We start from the raw sequence: 14,275 nt of genomic DNA on the forward strand, positions 1-14,275 counted from the left end.
TAATACTTATGCAGCTACTTCCATCGCTAAATGCTGCTGAAGAATAGCCAGTGCTGTTTTCCGAGTCGGATGCAGCTGAGACAACAAAGAGTCGAATTGCTTCTCCAGTGCTTCATCCTTGCAGCCTGTTGCCTGCCAGCTGCCGGCTGTTATCACAATCTGATTCAAGATGTATTCACGTTGCTTGATTGGATCATCGCTTGTTTTCATTGGGATTCCTCCTATTTTTTGAGTAAGTCATCAAACTTCGATAAGCGTCCTTTGGCAACTTGCCGCCGGTAACTGGTCGCTTTGTTTTCAATCGGTTGCGAGATTTCTAAGATGCGGTCATAAGAACGTTTGCCAATCTGCCCCTCTAAAAACTTGGGTTCCAAATTGGAAGTGGCCATAATCGGCTTGTTGCGACGGTACCGGTTGTCAATGATCAAGAAAAGAATTTCCTGCACCCATTCGCTTGTTTTTTCTGCGCCAATGTCGTCAATGATCAGCAAGTCGCAGATGTTCAACGCCTTCAAGATTTTCTCTTCGCTGTCGGTATTGCCTTTGTCGAAGGTATTCTTGATTTTCTTCAACAGATCCGGCATCGAGACAAAGACCACGACTTTTGCTTGTTTGCGCAATTGATTGTGAACAGCTGCGGCTAAGTGTGATTTCCCATTGCCTGGCACGCCCCAAAGCAAGATGGATTCGAGACCAAACTCATCGAAGTGATCGGCATAGTGCCGAGCAATCTTTTCCGCGTTTTCTGCACCCGGACGAGAATCGAAATTGGCGAAATCGGATTCCTCAAACCGTTTGCCCAGTTCACTGATGGAGAATAATTCCCGCACCTCTCGTTCACGCTGTGCATTCTTAAATGTCTCGAGTTCAGCCTTCTGAATATCCGCTTCACATTTACAGATAGGCTGCACCCAGCGAGTCTTTCCTAAGACATCGATTTCAAGCGGCGGAACAATTTCATTGCAATGTTCGCACCGAACGCCTTCAGAGTGAGATTCCGTCCCATTCTTCGTCAGGAGATCCTGCATGATGTTTTGGAGTGGTTCCATTCGGGTTCCCTCGCTTCCGTCGTTCGTTTTCATTGTCTGCAGCTATCACATCAGCAAGTGTCTTGATTCGCTGAGAGTCCCAAGTCTTTAGGATCGTGTCGGCATAATTCATTTTGTTTCGCGCATTGGCTTCGACTGAACGTTTCAATGCCTCATGAACCAACTCCTCAGATGATTCATCAATCATGATGGAAATTCGTTCAGCAATATGCGGTACCAAATGGCTAATGTTTTCTTCATAGAAACGGAAAGCCATTCCAGGAGCATCAGCAGCGACCGCTACTTTTTCTTTTGGTGTTTCTTCTGTTTGTTGTTGTTCTTTATCCTTCTCTTTATCATTCTCTTTCTCTTTCTCTTTACGGCTGAGTATCTCGGGACTATCGGTAGCCCTTTGATACTGTATCGATACAGTATCCGATTTAACTTCATTGGCTAATTCGAGATACTTTAGAGCGAATGGTTTGTGCTTTACTTCCTTCAATTCCATCTGGACTCTGGCAACCACTTTCGGGCTGTTGTTCCAGTTGTATTTCGCCCAATTGAAGATGAAGATTTCCTTTGTAGGTTCGTGATAGTCAATCTTTTGATAATCAACAAAGCGTTGTAATAGCTTCTCGACAGTTTCGCGGTTATAACCAGTCTCTGTCTCAATAATTCGTTTCGGTAGCTCATAGATGCCAATCTGTGTTGATTTGCTATTGGTCATGAGATAGATGTAAAAGTATTTTTCCTCCGGTGTTAGATCCAGAACGAACGCATCTTGCCAAAAACTGACTTGCACTTGTCTGTACTTGCTCATCCCTTGCGCCTCCTCAACTCATTACGGTATATAAATCATCTTCCCAGTCAGCTCCGCTACTTCTTTTCGAAACTGTTCCTCGTTACTGTTGGAATCCGATAGGTGAAGCAACCATATTTCCTGCAGCTCCGATAAGTCATTTGCCTTCAAAAACTCTTTAATGTTCTCTAAAGAAAAGTGGGATCGCATCAATCGCTTCCTCAAAACTTCTGGTGTTCTCCCGGATAAAATGTTTTCGTCCAATATCTTTTGTGAGTAGTTACACTCAACCATCAAGTGCGTTAATCCACGGAAGCGATATTTGATGTAATAGGTATCTGTAGCGAACAGCAGCTTGTCACCGGCCGTATTGACCAGTAGAAATCCGAATGGTTCAGAGACATCGTGCTGCACATCAAACGGCAAGATGGTCCAAGTGCCAATTTGAAATTGTTTCTTATTCTCGACAGCCTTGATTCGATGATGCTCGATGCCTAGGGCGTCTTTTGTGCCATTGGATAGGTAACAGGTGATGCCGGCTTTCAGAACCTCTGGAACGCCACTGCAGTGATCTTTGTGTTCGTGTGTGATTAAGCAGCCTTGAATATTCCGTGTCTGGAAGTTCAACTTCCGTTGAATGTCTCGAAACTTGATTCCTGCTTCCAGGAGAAGGGGCGTTTGGCCATCTGTGATGTAGTAGCAATTCCCCTTCGATCCTGTTGCAAGTGTGGTGATTTCAATCATTAGAACGGTGGAGCGTCTTCTTCTGCAGTTGCAGTTCCGACTGGCTCAGGCTCTTTCTCCTGTTTGATTTCTGCATTCTTCTCAGCTTTTGGTGACTCAATAATTTCCGGCTTAACATCAAGTGATTCAGTGTTGGCATTTTGCTTGATTTCATACTCTGGATTTATTTCTCTGCGCTCGTTCTCAAACTCATTTTCAGTGGTTCGATTAATTGCACCGATAAACAAATCGCTATCATCAGAAGTGTTGATGAATGCTTTAGCTGCGCGATTGATAACTGTCCGTTTAGCCATTTCTTGCGGGTACTTGTTTTGAACCGTTGCCATACTTGATTGAGACCACGACGTTTTAATTTCTTCGATCGTCATAACGGTCAAGAACTGTACGCCGTCATCACGTTCGATAATGCAATAAGCGCCTTCTATATCTTCTTTAATTCCTGTTGCGGCTTTCCAATTCACTTGGTGTGATTTAAAAGCCAATTGACCGCGTTCGTTATACGCTACCTCGAACTCTTCTCCTTTCCAGATAACATTGGCCCATATGTCTTTTACACCCTGCATTCGCTTGATAACCGCCTGTGTACCGTGATAAGAACGGATGAACTGCATCTTGTCGCCGTACACGATGAAGTAACCTTGATTTTTAGCAACACTCAGTGCTTGGATTGCCATGTCCTGCAACGAGAAAGCGACACTCTCTCTTGTTGCGCTGTCGATTAATGAGGTTTTCTTCTTGAAATCCACCTCTGTCAATTTGAAGTAAGCCGCTTGGACCGCGTTAACAATAGAGTAATTTTCAGGGATATTAATTTGATTGTTTTCAACCATGCTCTGAACCTTTTCAGCGACCCTGGTCACCATTGCGTTTTGTTTGTTTGATTCAGCAGGCAGATTGCCTTGCGTATGTTGTGGTTGATTTGTCATATTAAATCTCCTCTTCCTGATCTAGTTTGTAGAACTTATTAATTTGAACTTTTGGATAGATGTTCTGTCTGGCGTATTGGTCGTAAATGTACCCGTTAGGAAAACGTTTATAGATTTCCTTTTCTATCTCCTCTTCAGAAGGATAAGAAGTAAACTTTTCGTATACCGGGAGACCACTTACGTTAATTTCATAGAAGGTTTTAAGTGGCATCAGATAGCCTCCTTTAAGTTTGTCGTTTCGATGCGGAGTGCTTTGTCTTTCTCCGATACAATCAGGCTGATCAGTTGTGAATCTGTTTCAGCCAGTTTCGTAACGGCCTCAGCGTTGTCGACGAATATTGGTGCTTGGATGCCGTAGAACTCGGATAAGGTATTGATGATGTCCAATCCGATGTTAATCTTGGATGCATTGTTCAATCCAGAACCATAAGGCACACCCTCAAACGTCGTTTCGCAGACTTCCTGCAGCCCGCCATTGATTTGAGTTTCAAACAGTTTGAAGCGTGCGTATTTGAATTTGGCAGCGATTTTGTCTTCGATGATGCTTACTTTCGCTCGTGTAAACTCTTCTGAAAGGAATAGGTGATGCTCCAGCTTTTCGTACTCGGCAGCCAGTTGTTCTTCCTGGTCCATCAGATCTTGAATCCGCTTTTTCAATGCTCCCACATTCGCGTAACGAGCAATTTCTGCATTCAATTCTGAGCGCTTCTCTTTCTTTTCAGCGATTTCATCACCTATGGATCCGGCAGCATCTTCTGCGCGTTCATTCAAATCCGCAATGTCGCCAAGAAGATTCTCATGTAAATCTGTAAGCTCAAGATATTTAGAATCCTTGAAGATGTTCTTAACAGTATTTTCTGTTTCGTGTAGTTCGGTTTTAATTTCCTCGATAACTTTTTCTTTGTCGGCAATCGGTCCGCTTAAATCATCAATTTCCTTTTGCAGACGAGCGACCTCAACTTCATACTTTTCCTTTTCAGCGGTGCCGCGTTTACCTTCTTCCTGAATGTTTCCTAAATCTGTTGATTTACGAGCATTGAATTGTGCCAGTGCTTTTTCCTTCGCTGATTGAACCTTCTCTTCAGGAAGCTCCTGACCACATGAAGGACATTCACATGCGACTTCATGAGTGAATACTTCTTTATTTCTTTCCTGCCAACGATTTCGCAGATTAAATATATTTTGTTCCACACGCTGTAGTTGATCTTGTTTATATTGCTGTTGGTTTTCGGCCGAAAGTTTTCGAGATTGGAATGTTTGAAGATGAGACTGTTCTTCCTGGAGCTTCGCTCGCAAACGATACACTTCTTCTTTCGATCCACTTTCCAAATCTCGTTTTAGATTCTGGATTTCCATTTCGACCTTTTGTAGTTCGCCTTTCTTGGCGAGTACAGCATTGCCATTTTTGATGGAACTAACCTGAGCCTGCAGCTCTTCAATTTCCGAGTCCAGGTTATCTACTTCTGTACGCAGTTCCGGAAGGTTACCTTCTTCTTCTGGAATTGATTTCTGGATTTCATTGATGCGAATCGGAATCCGTTTTAATTCTTCATTAATCGTCTTGCGACGGCTATTCACAGTTGCTTTGAAGTCATCCAAGGTTTTGCCTCTCAGAATCAATTTCAGTCCCTGTAGCTCTTTATTGGAAGCAAAGATATCATCGTCCGATACGTCACCGCATACTTCGAGTAAAATTCTGCGGCGGTCCTGCCATTTCACTTGCTCATTAAAGTAAGTCGGAGATGTCAGCAATTTGAAGTGCTCTTCTTCCATGAGCAGCTGCACCCGTTTGTTGTATTCCGTTTTCTTCAACGGCGTGCCATCAATAAAGTAATTGGTTTCATGACCGGAAAACTCTTCCGTTGCAGATCCTCGAGTCTTGGTGTATTTTTCGCGGTAGACTTTTCGCAAGGTAACCGGTTGGTTATCCACAAGTAATCCACACTCGACTTCGTGGTCTAACATTGGAATTGCAACACCGTCCTGCAAGGTCTTGATTTCAAAATCCTTTTTATTCTGGCTGTCTTTGTCAAACAGCAGCCAAAGGAAGGCATCAAACAAGGTGGTTTTCCCTGTTGCATTGTCTCCGTAGATGAAAGCGTCTGAGCCGTTCATATCAACTGAGAAGCTTTTGACGCCTTTAAAATTGGTTAAGGTGAGTCGATTTACGCGTACTTGTTTCATGTAGTCTCCTCCTGAGATTCGTGCTATAATTAGCACAGATATTTTTTATTTAGTCGTTCCACGCCACATGGAGACGGTGAGCCGGTTGCTTCTGCATCCGGTTTATTTAATTTCACGAACAAACGTCACGGTTTTTGTGTTGACTGCCTCAATCAATTCATCTTCAAAACAGTCTTCGCATTTTTGAGGATGTCCAACGGCTTCTGCATTAATAAAACAACCGCATGATTCGCAAAAGACGCCTTCCAACATCATTTCTGCAAATTCACCCATTCGGATTCGCCTCCTTCACAATGATTTCGTTATCTCCCAAATCAACCTTATAACCCTTAATTTCCAGTAGCGTTATGATAAAAATGCCTTCTCTGGATGTGCCAAGTTCATGGAAAGAGAATACCGTGTGCTGATTTCCTGCTTCCTTCGATGCTTTTACTAGTTGTAGGATCTGTTGCATCTTGGTTGACCGGTCAAACTGTTCTAAGCTGAATGTCGCTTTTCTGTGCGCTGTCATGTATTCACTTCCTTTCGGTTTTATTTAGCAGGGATAACCCTCGTGCAATTCATCCTGACTGTCTGTATAGAAGTGTTCTTCATACATTTCGCAAGATTCGTTATCACACTTGTAAACATCGCCCTGCTTTACAAATTGAGGCCCAAACGGATTTCCAAAACCGTAGTAATCGTGGCAATTCAACTCTTCTTCACAATATGGACATTCCATTTCTTCACCTCTTTCTGATGGAGTGAGTCCCATCAATAAACTCAGGACGAGGAATTACTCACGGCCAACCAAACCGTTCCTGAGCTTATTGACGAGAGCCATGGCCCTCGTATATACTTGATTCACAGAGTAGTAATTGCCGTCTGACCTTGCCGTCAGTCGGTTTTTTTGTGTTCATTTTTAATGCTGCCTACGTGAATGCCAACCATTAGGCTGATAAATGAAACAAAAACCATCGTTCCTAAAAGGTATGCCGGATCACTGAATTCCATATCTATTCACCCCTTCTTATTGGATATAGCCTTTCGCTCTTAACTGTGTGTGATGCTTCTGCCAGGTTTCTGTGTAGCTGATATTCGCTTCTTCACAAACAACAGCGACTAAATGCTCCAAACCGGTAATGGCTTCAACCGCCTCTTCCAGTAAGTTATGTAGTTCAGGTTTTTCCCACTCCGATAAGTTTTTTAAAGGTTTTGCAAAACTGAATTTCGTCAGACAAGCTATGAGCTCTCCTACTTCTTCTAAGGTCTTTTCTCGTACACTGGAACGATGCAAATCTACGTTCGGGCCATTCAATCGCAATGGGCCAGTTTTGGTGTATTCATTTCTAATCGCTAGAGCGAACCAAGGATTTTCTTTTCGCTCCATCATTGCCGCAGCTATATCAGCAGGAATTTTAGTGCGCCCGTTCTCGTACTTGGATATTGCCTCGCGGTTTACGTTTAGATTCATTGCTAATTGCTCTTGTGTTTGCCCCTGTCTCATTTCGCGCATGGCATTTGTTAATTGTGACTTTTTCATATTTCAATCTCCCTCTCTCTTTTTTCTTCACATTTCACTTGCAAGTTGTCTTGATGGAGACCGCCGTTTCCAAGCGGTCTTGGTATAATTAAATTACAGACAAAGTTCGCTTCTTCTTTTGGAGACCTTGAGTATTTGCTTCAATCCAAGAGAGCAATTCGTCTGAGTAGATTTTCACACCGGCTTCTCGACATACCGGAAAGTCCGTACGTCCCATCAATTCGTACATCTTGGAATCACTAATCCTCAAAAGCTCCGCTGTTTCCTTCACCGTTAAGAACAATGGCAGCTCATTCCTCGGCTGTAAGTGCTTCGTTGCCAGTGCAACTTCCTCCCTCACGATTGCTCGGAAATCCTCAGCCGACATCGTTATCAAAACTGTTTGTTCCATCCTCTTCACTCCTCCTGGGCGTCCCTCGCGCCCTCTTCTTTTTAAACTCCGACTTTGCTAAATTCTTTAATCAAAAGGTCTGCCAATTCCACTTGACCTTTACCTGTAATCAATGTGGTGCCACCTTGCACATCACCGTTCGTTCTTTTAATAATTGTTGGCGCCAGTCTGAACCATCCACGTTCGATGTAATGTTGTTTAGGGAAGTTCTTTTCTCGACATTCTTGTTTAATCAAAAACCCGTTTTCGCGAAGCCAAGACATTAACTTGTTGCGGCCGATATTAACGCCATGCTTGTCGTACATTATTTTGGCGAAAGCTCCAACGTTGATTGCTCCGTCACTTAAGCTGACAACTTTCCCGAAATCGGTATATTTCTTGTCTTCAGTAATCTGTGTTTCGAGATGGATGATTTTCTGCTGTTGGAAGTCCATTGCTCTTTTGATGACCATTTCTGGACTGTTCCACATCTTCTCAAGCTGCAGGAAATACTGACGAGCTTCTTTGCCTTTTTCTGAGCGTTGAATCATTGCAATTTCTTTGGCCATGTCGAGTTTGATTTGGTGGTCCAATTGTTCAGTAAAAGGATTTCTTGGATTATTGGTCTGTCTTTTTTGACTAACCAATAAATAATCAATTCCTTTAACAAATCCATAATCAGTCATTCGCTCAAACCATTTTGTGTACTGAGTTCCGACTTCTAGAAAATCGTGAAGATCACGACCACTTAAAGTAATCTCACCGGCTTCGCTTTGCGTTGTGGGAATCAACTCATTCATTTTTCTTCCTCTTTTCTTTGTTATAATTTTCCTATCCTTTATGGATGGGAGGTGAGTAAATGGAATACGCTGATATTGTTCGAGTAAAAGAAACTACCAGTGAAATAGAAGTAAATAGACTCCTTGGAAAAGGATGGATTCTTTTGTCCTCTGGATTCAGTAGAGGTGAAGTGCCAGGCTATGATAGTCATAGCTATTCTTTAGGATTACCAAAAGATGTTGCAGCATCTTTGGTTGATGAAGATAACAAGTACGACGGCATTAGTCTTTAAGACTTGATCAGAATGTAAACAAATCCCTCATCAGTGGGTGTGGAGCTTCTAACATCGTTGAGCTTCCACCCACTCTTCAATAACAAATTCGTTTGCTCTTCGCTTGTGCAATGAACAGTCATTCCAATTCCTCCTATTTTTTATTCAAAATTTTCTAATTAAAAACTGAGAACGAAAGTTTTATGAGTTTAATATTTCCTGTTGTTACCGCACTCTCCCGAACCAACTGGTAAAATGTAGTTGATGGGAGGTGATATCATGAAACTTGATCAAGATTGTGTTAGAGATCTTCTTTTGAAAATGGAAGAGCATCTAGAAATGAATCGTTCTGAAATTTTATCGATTTTTTATGAGCAACATTTTGGGGATTCTTATAGTTTCGATCAAATCTTATATACAGCCGCAAAGCTCCATGAAGCTAAATTAATCAATGGCCATATTTTTAATGCAGAGTTTGGCTTAGTCGATGCGGCTCTGGAGTCTATCACATATGATGGACATCAGTTGCTCGACAATATTCGAGATCCAGAAGTCTGGAAAAACACTAAGAGCATAACTGCTAAAGTTGCCGGAACTTCACTATCAGTCCTTTCTGAAGTAGCTAAAACGATGGTACTTAAAAAGTTAGGTCTTTAAACCAGGATAGTAACCTCTATCTTTTAGAAATTGTTCAATTTCGTTGTATAAGAAGTTGTAAGGCTCCACACCTTTCAATTCCTGTGAATAAATTGTGAGATTCAAAGTCATACTTCGAGTGGCTGACTGAATCTCATGGTTTTCTATAACCGCTGATATTAACTGTTTTTGTTCCTTCATCTAACCCTCTCCTTTCTTAGACGGCCACTCGCTTTTTACTACGCGTTTCGTGTACTTTGTTTTCAAAAAAAAGCGTCCATTCAAAGTTCAATGCTTCTGCAATATTGGCAGCTACGGTTACACTTGGATCTCTTTCACCTTGTTCAATCATTGCGTAAGTAGTACGAGCTATTGCAGAGTCTTTGGCTACCTGTTCCTGAGTTCGACCTTCTTCAATGCGTTTTTTCTTCAGCCACTCTCTCATCGTCACCCCTCCTTTATACACGTTTCGTGTACTTCTTGTTATTAGAATAGTACACATTACGTGACAAGTCAATACATAAATACGCATTTCGTGTATTTTATTTCATTACACACATTGTGTAGGTATAATTTAACTATTAAGGGGTGATGATATGCTTTCGCATCGTTTGAAATCATTAAGATCCAGAAGGAAAATAACACAATCAGATTTCGCTAAGATAATAGGTGTAGCTAGAACGACATATGCTATGTATGAACAAGGGCAAAGAGAACCGGATTACGATACTCTCATTAAGATAGCTGACTATTTTGATGTATCTTTAGATTATTTATTAGGTAGAGAAGAAAAAGCCAAAGACCCCGAACCGCAAAGCCTCTTTACCTACGATCAGATAGGTGTCAGCCGAGATGACTACGAAAACCTCTCCTCCTACCAACAGGAAGTATTAGACTGGGCAATCAACGAAGATGCGCTCTTTTTTAAAAACAAAAGTGATAACATACTGGATATGATGGAACGGCTCGAAGTTGCTTATGAAGTGGATAAAGTTATGAAGAAAAGAAAGACGAAGGAAAATAAGTCAGGTCTATAAAAAATTAGGGGGACAATATGAAAAAAAGTATATATGTATTCGGAATAAGTTTAGCTTTGCTTTTAAGTGGATGCGGAAATGATGATATTCAAGAAAGCGCTTCTACTGAGTCTCCAGTAACTGAAGAAACTGTAACTCAAGACAATCAAACAGAAGAAACTAGCGAAGAAATTGAATCTCAAGTACCGACTGATAGTAATTCAGAAGAAAAAGAAGAAGAGAAAGAAAAAGAGGAAGAAGTCGTGGTTCAAGATACAATTGATTTCCCTGAAGGTCAGATGGATTTAATTTCATATTTCGGCACTGAGGAGTCTTACCAACGTGAGATAAATAGTGACGAAGGCGGAAGCATCCCATTAGATTTTGATGGCTTTCAAGTTAAAACAACATTTTATCTAGTAGATTTCCGGCCAAACGAAGAATACCTATATGAATTTGAAGAGAAAGAAACAGTTAGAGCGATTATGGCAATTACAGAAACTGAAAATACTAATGAATATGATGTTGATTACAATGGTGAAATGACTATTATTACTGATACAAAGGAGCAAGTTTCCGCAGCATCTGGATTAATGAGTAATAATCCTATAGTCGGGACTTATTACGGGCAAGTAGCGCAACAGGGATACCATATTATTCCTTTACAAGATGAATCTTTACCTGAAAACATTACTGTTATAATGACCGGTCCTTGGAAAGTGGAAAATGGATCTGTTGATACATCAACTGGCCCAATGGGGAAAGAAGAGCGATTTGATTTACAATCTTATGTTGAATAAATTTTTCTCTCTACTTTTAAGCAGTATTTTCTTTTAAATCTTTATGGAGGTGAGCAAATGTCGTCGTGGGATTTTAAACCTGGTATAAGCAGAGTTTGGATGAATATTTCAAAAGAAGATCAAAAAAGAGAAGTTGATTTTCAGTTTGAAATAAATGGATTACAATACTTAATTTCACCTGTAGAACAAGAACATCCTAATCGTGATTTCTATATTTATATTTTCTTAACTTATTATAATGGTGGAAAAGATTTTGAAATAGTATCCTCAGCACAACATTTTATAGAAATTGACAACGAAGAAAATTCTCTAACGCTTCGCATAGTTTTTGATTTATCGGTTTACAACATATATGCAGAAGAAGATTTCATTTCAAACTACTACTCTCTTGATGTCTGTTATTCGGAAGCTGAAGCCGGGGATGCATTAGACATTAACATGATGTTAAGTAATAGGGATAATAGATTATTCAGTTCTAAAATAGATTTCAAGAAATAAGGTGATTTCATGGCCGATAAAGTAATTAAAATCGAAGCTCATAATAATTTCAAGGGTTATCGTGGCTCACTATTACAAGCTGATGATATACTAAAACAAAAGGGATTCGAGGTGAGAAGTATGGAAATTACGTCCAAAGAATATACTGATCAGCGCATCGATTCACTTGAAAAGTCTATTGATCAGCGTTTTAGTGCGAATGAAAATCTAATATCTGAAAAACTCGATCATCTTACTTCTAGAATCGAAGGTGCAATAAGCAACCAAAATACAAAACTCGATGGAAGTATAACTAATTTGTCGACTTCGATTGGTGGGAAAATAGAACTTCTTAAATCTGAGCTAAATCGCGATTCAGATTTAAAGCTCAATCAATTTAAAACTGAACTAGTTCAAGCACAAAAGAACGCTAGAAACAATACTATTACTTGGGTATTAGGTGGCGCAGCAATAATCACTGCTGTCGGAATTGCTATAGCACAACAGATATTGAATTAAAGGCGTTCAAATCATTAAACTTTAATAAATCTTCACTTAATATGAAGTTCTTTGAAGAACTCGCTTCCCAAAAGCGGGTTTTTCTTGTACCCTTAGATAGAACAAACGTTCTAATAAGGAGGTATAAAATGGCTAATACATACAATAACTTGGAAGATTACATTACAAAACTACTGAATCGCATTGACATTTATCAACCACACCAATTGATGATCGAAAATATCTACGCTCGCTTAGGATTGACAATTAGCTATGCTCCGCATGATGCAATGTTTATGAATGGCCATATATTTTTGGATAGCCGCCAATCACCGGATGAACAATGGCAAGATTTCGGACATGAGTTATGCCATGCCCTCTGGCATGCCGGAAACCAAGCCATCATTCCCTTGTCTATGCGCGAATACCAGGAATGGAAGGCTGAAAACTTCTCACAGCACCTCTGTATCCCCACCTTCATGCTGGATAAGATGGAGTTGCCGAACTACGAAAAAGAAGCTGTGTGGATGATTATGGAGACATTTGGAGTCGAACGATGGTTTGCCGAAAAACGGCTGCGTCAGTATCTTGCTAATTTTCAATATGGATAGGAGTGGTTGAGGATGAAAAAAGAAGAGTACATCTTGTTTAGCGAATTGAGCGATAAGCAAAAGGAGTTCCCTGGTGTCTTTCCTGTCTTCAAGAAGATCCACAAGGTTGATGGGCAACTGGTAGGTGAAGTTAAAGGGTATAGCGATTCTTTCGGAAATCCATTGCCTGAAGAAGCTTTCGAAACGAAATACGACCATTGATGGCTCAAAGTGACCCAAAAACGACCAAATGTAATGTGAATGCCTTTATAAAAGACCATCACTCTATCTTTTTGGATGCTATGGTGAACCGGAGGAGTGTGTGCGATGAAATGCAGGAAATTAGCTAACGGGAAATGGGAATGCTATGCAGAAGGTCCGAGGGATCCCATCACGAATAAACGAAATGCTGTGCGAAAACAATCCGATAAGAAATCAGTAGCCATGCAGAAAGTAAAAACGGCTTTGAACGAGTTGAATTCCGGTATAGATGAAAAGAAGGCAAATAATTTGTTGTTCAGGGATTTTGCTATGCAGTGGTTTGAGTCGTACAAGTTAACGGGCGTCAAAAACAATACACTGGTCAGCCGCAATTCATCCATCAATCTACTGAACAAGTATATTGGAGATTTGGCGATTGGACGAATCACGCATCAAACGATCCAGAATGTGTTTACCGACTTATTCTCAAAAAAGAAATCGAAGTCTACATTGGTCCATGCCAGAGTCACCGCAAATTTTATCTTTCAATTCGCCTGTCAAATTAATTTGCGCTCAGATAACCCGGTGACCAATACCGTAATCCCTAAGAGACGTCAGACCGTGGAAGAAATCGAAAACACAGAACTGAAGGAAAAGTTTTTCGAAGAGCACGAGTTGATGCAATTTTTAGCTGCCACACGGACGCACGGGCTCATTCACGACCAGGATTGGTTCTTGCTGCTGGCATTCACTGGAATGCGTGTCGGGGAACTGTGTGCGCTTAAATGGAGTGACATTTCCTTCGAGAACAAAACGCTGCGGATCACCAAGACGATGGAGAACATCAAAGGCTATCGATCGTACCAGGTAACACCCCCGAAAACCTTGGATTCGATTCGGACCATTGATATCGATGACAACATCCTCGCGACGTTGAAACAAGTGAAACGGAAACAATCGGAGAACAAAATGAAGTACCAGCTGCTGACGGATGATTACCACGATCAGAGCTACGTTTTTACCCGTCCAAAGAATGGGTTCCCCTATTCACCTCGGGTTCTCTACAAACGTTGCATACGGCTTTGTGAGAAGGCTGGTCTTTCTAAAATTGAAGGTCCGCACATTCTGCGCCATACCCATGTGACGATGCTGACAGAGGCAGGAGTGGAACTTCACATCATTATGGAACGGGTCGGCCATGTAAATGCCAAGACCACTCGGAACATTTATACGCATGTTTCCAGTAAGAAGAAAAAAGAAGCTTCAGATCTGTTGGAAAATCGTTTCGGGGAGATTTTCAAAGCCTATGCTGGAAGCTAGTGTGCGAGTTTTGTGCGAGTAGCCGAAAAAAGACAAAAAGAAAAGGCTCAAAACGCTGTGTTACCAACGTTTTGAGCCTGTTTTCTGTATTAATGGGTTTTACATTTATCGTA

23 protein-coding genes are annotated in these 14,275 nt (G+C 41.1%); 9 read left to right on the forward strand and 14 right to left on the reverse strand.

Going from position 1 to position 14,275, the window contains the following annotated elements; genetic code table 11:
• Positions 1 to 6: 6 nt before the first annotated feature.
• The 12 genes from AC4EHK_RS19040 to AC4EHK_RS19095 all read right to left on the reverse strand — a co-directional run bounded on the left by AC4EHK_RS19040 (position 7) and on the right by AC4EHK_RS19095 (position 8,373).
• Positions 7 to 210: a hypothetical protein gene (locus AC4EHK_RS19040; RefSeq protein ID WP_490980304.1), complete on the reverse strand. Its 204-nt coding sequence runs from the start codon at positions 208 to 210 to the stop codon at positions 7 to 9.
• An 11-nt stretch (positions 211 to 221) separates the two neighbouring features.
• Positions 222 to 1,049 (reverse strand): ATP-binding protein, encoded by an 828-nt coding sequence (locus AC4EHK_RS19045; RefSeq protein ID WP_490980305.1) that lies wholly within the window; start codon positions 1,047 to 1,049, stop codon positions 222 to 224.
• Complete coding sequence (locus AC4EHK_RS19050) at positions 985 to 1,848, reverse strand: DnaD domain-containing protein (protein ID WP_490980306.1); 864 nt, start codon at positions 1,846 to 1,848, stop codon at positions 985 to 987. Before AC4EHK_RS19050 ends, AC4EHK_RS19045 begins: the two co-directional genes overlap by 65 nt.
• Before the next feature lie 21 nt (positions 1,849 to 1,869).
• The gene (locus AC4EHK_RS19055) at positions 1,870 to 2,571 is read right to left on the reverse strand and encodes an MBL fold metallo-hydrolase (RefSeq protein ID WP_490980307.1); all 702 of its coding nucleotides are present in this window, start codon (positions 2,569 to 2,571) and stop codon (positions 1,870 to 1,872) included.
• The gene (locus AC4EHK_RS19060) at positions 2,571 to 3,497 is read right to left on the reverse strand and encodes a recombinase RecT (RefSeq protein WP_490980308.1); all 927 of its coding nucleotides are present in this window, start codon (positions 3,495 to 3,497) and stop codon (positions 2,571 to 2,573) included. The genes AC4EHK_RS19055 and AC4EHK_RS19060 overlap by 1 nt, the downstream gene beginning before the upstream one ends.
• A gap of 1 nt (position 3,498) precedes the next feature.
• Complete coding sequence (locus tag AC4EHK_RS19065) at positions 3,499 to 3,708, reverse strand: hypothetical protein (protein ID WP_490980309.1); 210 nt, start codon at positions 3,706 to 3,708, stop codon at positions 3,499 to 3,501.
• On the reverse strand, positions 3,708 to 5,681 hold the full coding sequence (locus AC4EHK_RS19070; protein ID WP_490980310.1) for an AAA family ATPase: 1,974 nt from the start codon (positions 5,679 to 5,681) through the stop codon (positions 3,708 to 3,710). Before AC4EHK_RS19070 ends, AC4EHK_RS19065 begins: the two co-directional genes overlap by 1 nt.
• 102 nt (positions 5,682 to 5,783) lie before the next feature.
• Positions 5,784 to 5,954 carry a hypothetical protein gene (locus AC4EHK_RS19075; protein ID WP_490980311.1) on the reverse strand — a complete coding sequence of 57 codons (171 nt, stop codon included), beginning with the start codon at positions 5,952 to 5,954 and terminating at the stop codon, positions 5,784 to 5,786.
• Positions 5,947 to 6,192 carry a hypothetical protein gene (locus AC4EHK_RS19080; RefSeq protein ID WP_490980312.1) on the reverse strand — a complete coding sequence of 82 codons (246 nt, stop codon included), beginning with the start codon at positions 6,190 to 6,192 and terminating at the stop codon, positions 5,947 to 5,949. The genes AC4EHK_RS19075 and AC4EHK_RS19080 overlap by 8 nt, the downstream gene beginning before the upstream one ends.
• A 498-nt stretch (positions 6,193 to 6,690) precedes the next feature.
• Positions 6,691 to 7,203 (reverse strand): helix-turn-helix transcriptional regulator, encoded by a 513-nt coding sequence (locus AC4EHK_RS19085; RefSeq protein ID WP_490980313.1) that lies wholly within the window; start codon positions 7,201 to 7,203, stop codon positions 6,691 to 6,693.
• Positions 7,204 to 7,291: 88 nt separating this feature from the next.
• Positions 7,292 to 7,579, reverse strand: coding sequence for a helix-turn-helix transcriptional regulator (locus AC4EHK_RS19090; protein ID WP_490980326.1), 288 nt, complete (start codon positions 7,577 to 7,579; stop codon positions 7,292 to 7,294).
• 56 nt (positions 7,580 to 7,635) lie between these two features.
• The gene (locus AC4EHK_RS19095) at positions 7,636 to 8,373 is read right to left on the reverse strand and encodes an antA/AntB antirepressor family protein (RefSeq protein ID WP_490980314.1); all 738 of its coding nucleotides are present in this window, start codon (positions 8,371 to 8,373) and stop codon (positions 7,636 to 7,638) included.
• Between the two features lie 59 nt (positions 8,374 to 8,432).
• Between AC4EHK_RS19095 and AC4EHK_RS19100 the strand changes: the two genes are divergently transcribed.
• Positions 8,433 to 8,645, forward strand: coding sequence for a hypothetical protein (locus tag AC4EHK_RS19100; RefSeq protein WP_490980315.1), 213 nt, complete (start codon positions 8,433 to 8,435; stop codon positions 8,643 to 8,645).
• A 258-nt stretch (positions 8,646 to 8,903) separates the two neighbouring features.
• Positions 8,904 to 9,281, forward strand: coding sequence for a DUF2513 domain-containing protein (locus tag AC4EHK_RS19105; protein ID WP_490980316.1), 378 nt, complete (start codon positions 8,904 to 8,906; stop codon positions 9,279 to 9,281).
• Here AC4EHK_RS19105 and AC4EHK_RS19110 read toward each other — a convergent pair.
• Both AC4EHK_RS19110 and AC4EHK_RS19115 read right to left on the reverse strand, forming a co-directional pair.
• Entirely contained in the window at positions 9,270 to 9,461 is a 192-nt protein-coding gene (locus tag AC4EHK_RS19110; protein ID WP_490980317.1) for a hypothetical protein, read from the reverse strand. The genes AC4EHK_RS19105 and AC4EHK_RS19110 overlap by 12 nt on opposite strands.
• 16 nt (positions 9,462 to 9,477) lie before the next feature.
• The gene (locus tag AC4EHK_RS19115) at positions 9,478 to 9,705 is read right to left on the reverse strand and encodes a helix-turn-helix transcriptional regulator (protein ID WP_490980318.1); all 228 of its coding nucleotides are present in this window, start codon (positions 9,703 to 9,705) and stop codon (positions 9,478 to 9,480) included.
• 151 nt (positions 9,706 to 9,856) lie between these two features.
• Here AC4EHK_RS19115 and AC4EHK_RS19120 point away from each other — a divergent pair, with 151 nt between their 5' ends.
• From AC4EHK_RS19120 to AC4EHK_RS19150, 7 genes are all read left to right on the forward strand, one after another.
• Complete coding sequence (locus AC4EHK_RS19120; RefSeq protein ID WP_490980319.1) at positions 9,857 to 10,297, forward strand: helix-turn-helix domain-containing protein; 441 nt, start codon at positions 9,857 to 9,859, stop codon at positions 10,295 to 10,297.
• A gap of 17 nt (positions 10,298 to 10,314) precedes the next feature.
• The gene (locus tag AC4EHK_RS19125; protein ID WP_490980320.1) at positions 10,315 to 11,076 is read left to right on the forward strand and encodes a hypothetical protein; all 762 of its coding nucleotides are present in this window, start codon (positions 10,315 to 10,317) and stop codon (positions 11,074 to 11,076) included.
• 57 nt (positions 11,077 to 11,133) lie between these two features.
• Positions 11,134 to 11,574 carry a hypothetical protein gene (locus AC4EHK_RS19130; protein WP_490980321.1) on the forward strand — a complete coding sequence of 147 codons (441 nt, stop codon included), beginning with the start codon at positions 11,134 to 11,136 and terminating at the stop codon, positions 11,572 to 11,574.
• A 9-nt stretch (positions 11,575 to 11,583) separates the two neighbouring features.
• Positions 11,584 to 12,072: a hypothetical protein gene (locus tag AC4EHK_RS19135; protein ID WP_490980322.1), complete on the forward strand. Its 489-nt coding sequence runs from the start codon at positions 11,584 to 11,586 to the stop codon at positions 12,070 to 12,072.
• Positions 12,073 to 12,200: 128 nt separating this feature from the next.
• Entirely contained in the window at positions 12,201 to 12,662 is a 462-nt protein-coding gene (locus AC4EHK_RS19140; RefSeq protein ID WP_490980323.1) for an ImmA/IrrE family metallo-endopeptidase, read from the forward strand.
• A 12-nt stretch (positions 12,663 to 12,674) separates the two neighbouring features.
• Positions 12,675 to 12,863 (forward strand): hypothetical protein, encoded by a 189-nt coding sequence (locus AC4EHK_RS19145; RefSeq protein WP_490980324.1) that lies wholly within the window; start codon positions 12,675 to 12,677, stop codon positions 12,861 to 12,863.
• A gap of 105 nt (positions 12,864 to 12,968) precedes the next feature.
• The gene (locus AC4EHK_RS19150) at positions 12,969 to 14,162 is read left to right on the forward strand and encodes a tyrosine-type recombinase/integrase (RefSeq protein WP_490980325.1); all 1,194 of its coding nucleotides are present in this window, start codon (positions 12,969 to 12,971) and stop codon (positions 14,160 to 14,162) included.
• Positions 14,163 to 14,275 lie beyond the last annotated feature (113 nt).

Source organism: Planococcus sp. TJ-307 (assembly GCF_058268435.1).

Coding starts and splice junctions, on each gene's coding strand:
- AC4EHK_RS19120 (WP_490980319.1), top strand. CDS start 9,857: ATGCTTTCGCATCGTTTGAAATCATTAAGATCCAGAAGGAAAATAACA.
- AC4EHK_RS19095 (WP_490980314.1), bottom strand. CDS start 8,373: ATGAATGAGTTGATTCCCACAACGCAAAGCGAAGCCGGTGAGATTACT.
- AC4EHK_RS19150 (WP_490980325.1), top strand. CDS start 12,969: ATGAAATGCAGGAAATTAGCTAACGGGAAATGGGAATGCTATGCAGAA.
- AC4EHK_RS19105 (WP_490980316.1), top strand. CDS start 8,904: ATGAAACTTGATCAAGATTGTGTTAGAGATCTTCTTTTGAAAATGGAA.
- AC4EHK_RS19075 (WP_490980311.1), bottom strand. CDS start 5,954: ATGGGTGAATTTGCAGAAATGATGTTGGAAGGCGTCTTTTGCGAATCA.
- AC4EHK_RS19085 (WP_490980313.1), bottom strand. CDS start 7,203: ATGAAAAAGTCACAATTAACAAATGCCATGCGCGAAATGAGACAGGGG.
- AC4EHK_RS19070 (WP_490980310.1), bottom strand. CDS start 5,681: ATGAAACAAGTACGCGTAAATCGACTCACCTTAACCAATTTTAAAGGC.
- AC4EHK_RS19100 (WP_490980315.1), top strand. CDS start 8,433: ATGGAATACGCTGATATTGTTCGAGTAAAAGAAACTACCAGTGAAATA.
- AC4EHK_RS19140 (WP_490980323.1), top strand. CDS start 12,201: ATGGCTAATACATACAATAACTTGGAAGATTACATTACAAAACTACTG.
- AC4EHK_RS19115 (WP_490980318.1), bottom strand. CDS start 9,705: ATGAGAGAGTGGCTGAAGAAAAAACGCATTGAAGAAGGTCGAACTCAG.
- AC4EHK_RS19065 (WP_490980309.1), bottom strand. CDS start 3,708: ATGCCACTTAAAACCTTCTATGAAATTAACGTAAGTGGTCTCCCGGTA.
- AC4EHK_RS19145 (WP_490980324.1), top strand. CDS start 12,675: ATGAAAAAAGAAGAGTACATCTTGTTTAGCGAATTGAGCGATAAGCAA.
- AC4EHK_RS19080 (WP_490980312.1), bottom strand. CDS start 6,192: ATGACAGCGCACAGAAAAGCGACATTCAGCTTAGAACAGTTTGACCGG.
- AC4EHK_RS19055 (WP_490980307.1), bottom strand. CDS start 2,571: ATGATTGAAATCACCACACTTGCAACAGGATCGAAGGGGAATTGCTAC.
- AC4EHK_RS19135 (WP_490980322.1), top strand. CDS start 11,584: ATGGCCGATAAAGTAATTAAAATCGAAGCTCATAATAATTTCAAGGGT.
- AC4EHK_RS19125 (WP_490980320.1), top strand. CDS start 10,315: ATGAAAAAAAGTATATATGTATTCGGAATAAGTTTAGCTTTGCTTTTA.
- AC4EHK_RS19110 (WP_490980317.1), bottom strand. CDS start 9,461: ATGAAGGAACAAAAACAGTTAATATCAGCGGTTATAGAAAACCATGAG.
- AC4EHK_RS19060 (WP_490980308.1), bottom strand. CDS start 3,497: ATGACAAATCAACCACAACATACGCAAGGCAATCTGCCTGCTGAATCA.
- AC4EHK_RS19050 (WP_490980306.1), bottom strand. CDS start 1,848: ATGAGCAAGTACAGACAAGTGCAAGTCAGTTTTTGGCAAGATGCGTTC.
- AC4EHK_RS19045 (WP_490980305.1), bottom strand. CDS start 1,049: ATGGAACCACTCCAAAACATCATGCAGGATCTCCTGACGAAGAATGGG.
- AC4EHK_RS19130 (WP_490980321.1), top strand. CDS start 11,134: ATGTCGTCGTGGGATTTTAAACCTGGTATAAGCAGAGTTTGGATGAAT.
- AC4EHK_RS19040 (WP_490980304.1), bottom strand. CDS start 210: ATGAAAACAAGCGATGATCCAATCAAGCAACGTGAATACATCTTGAAT.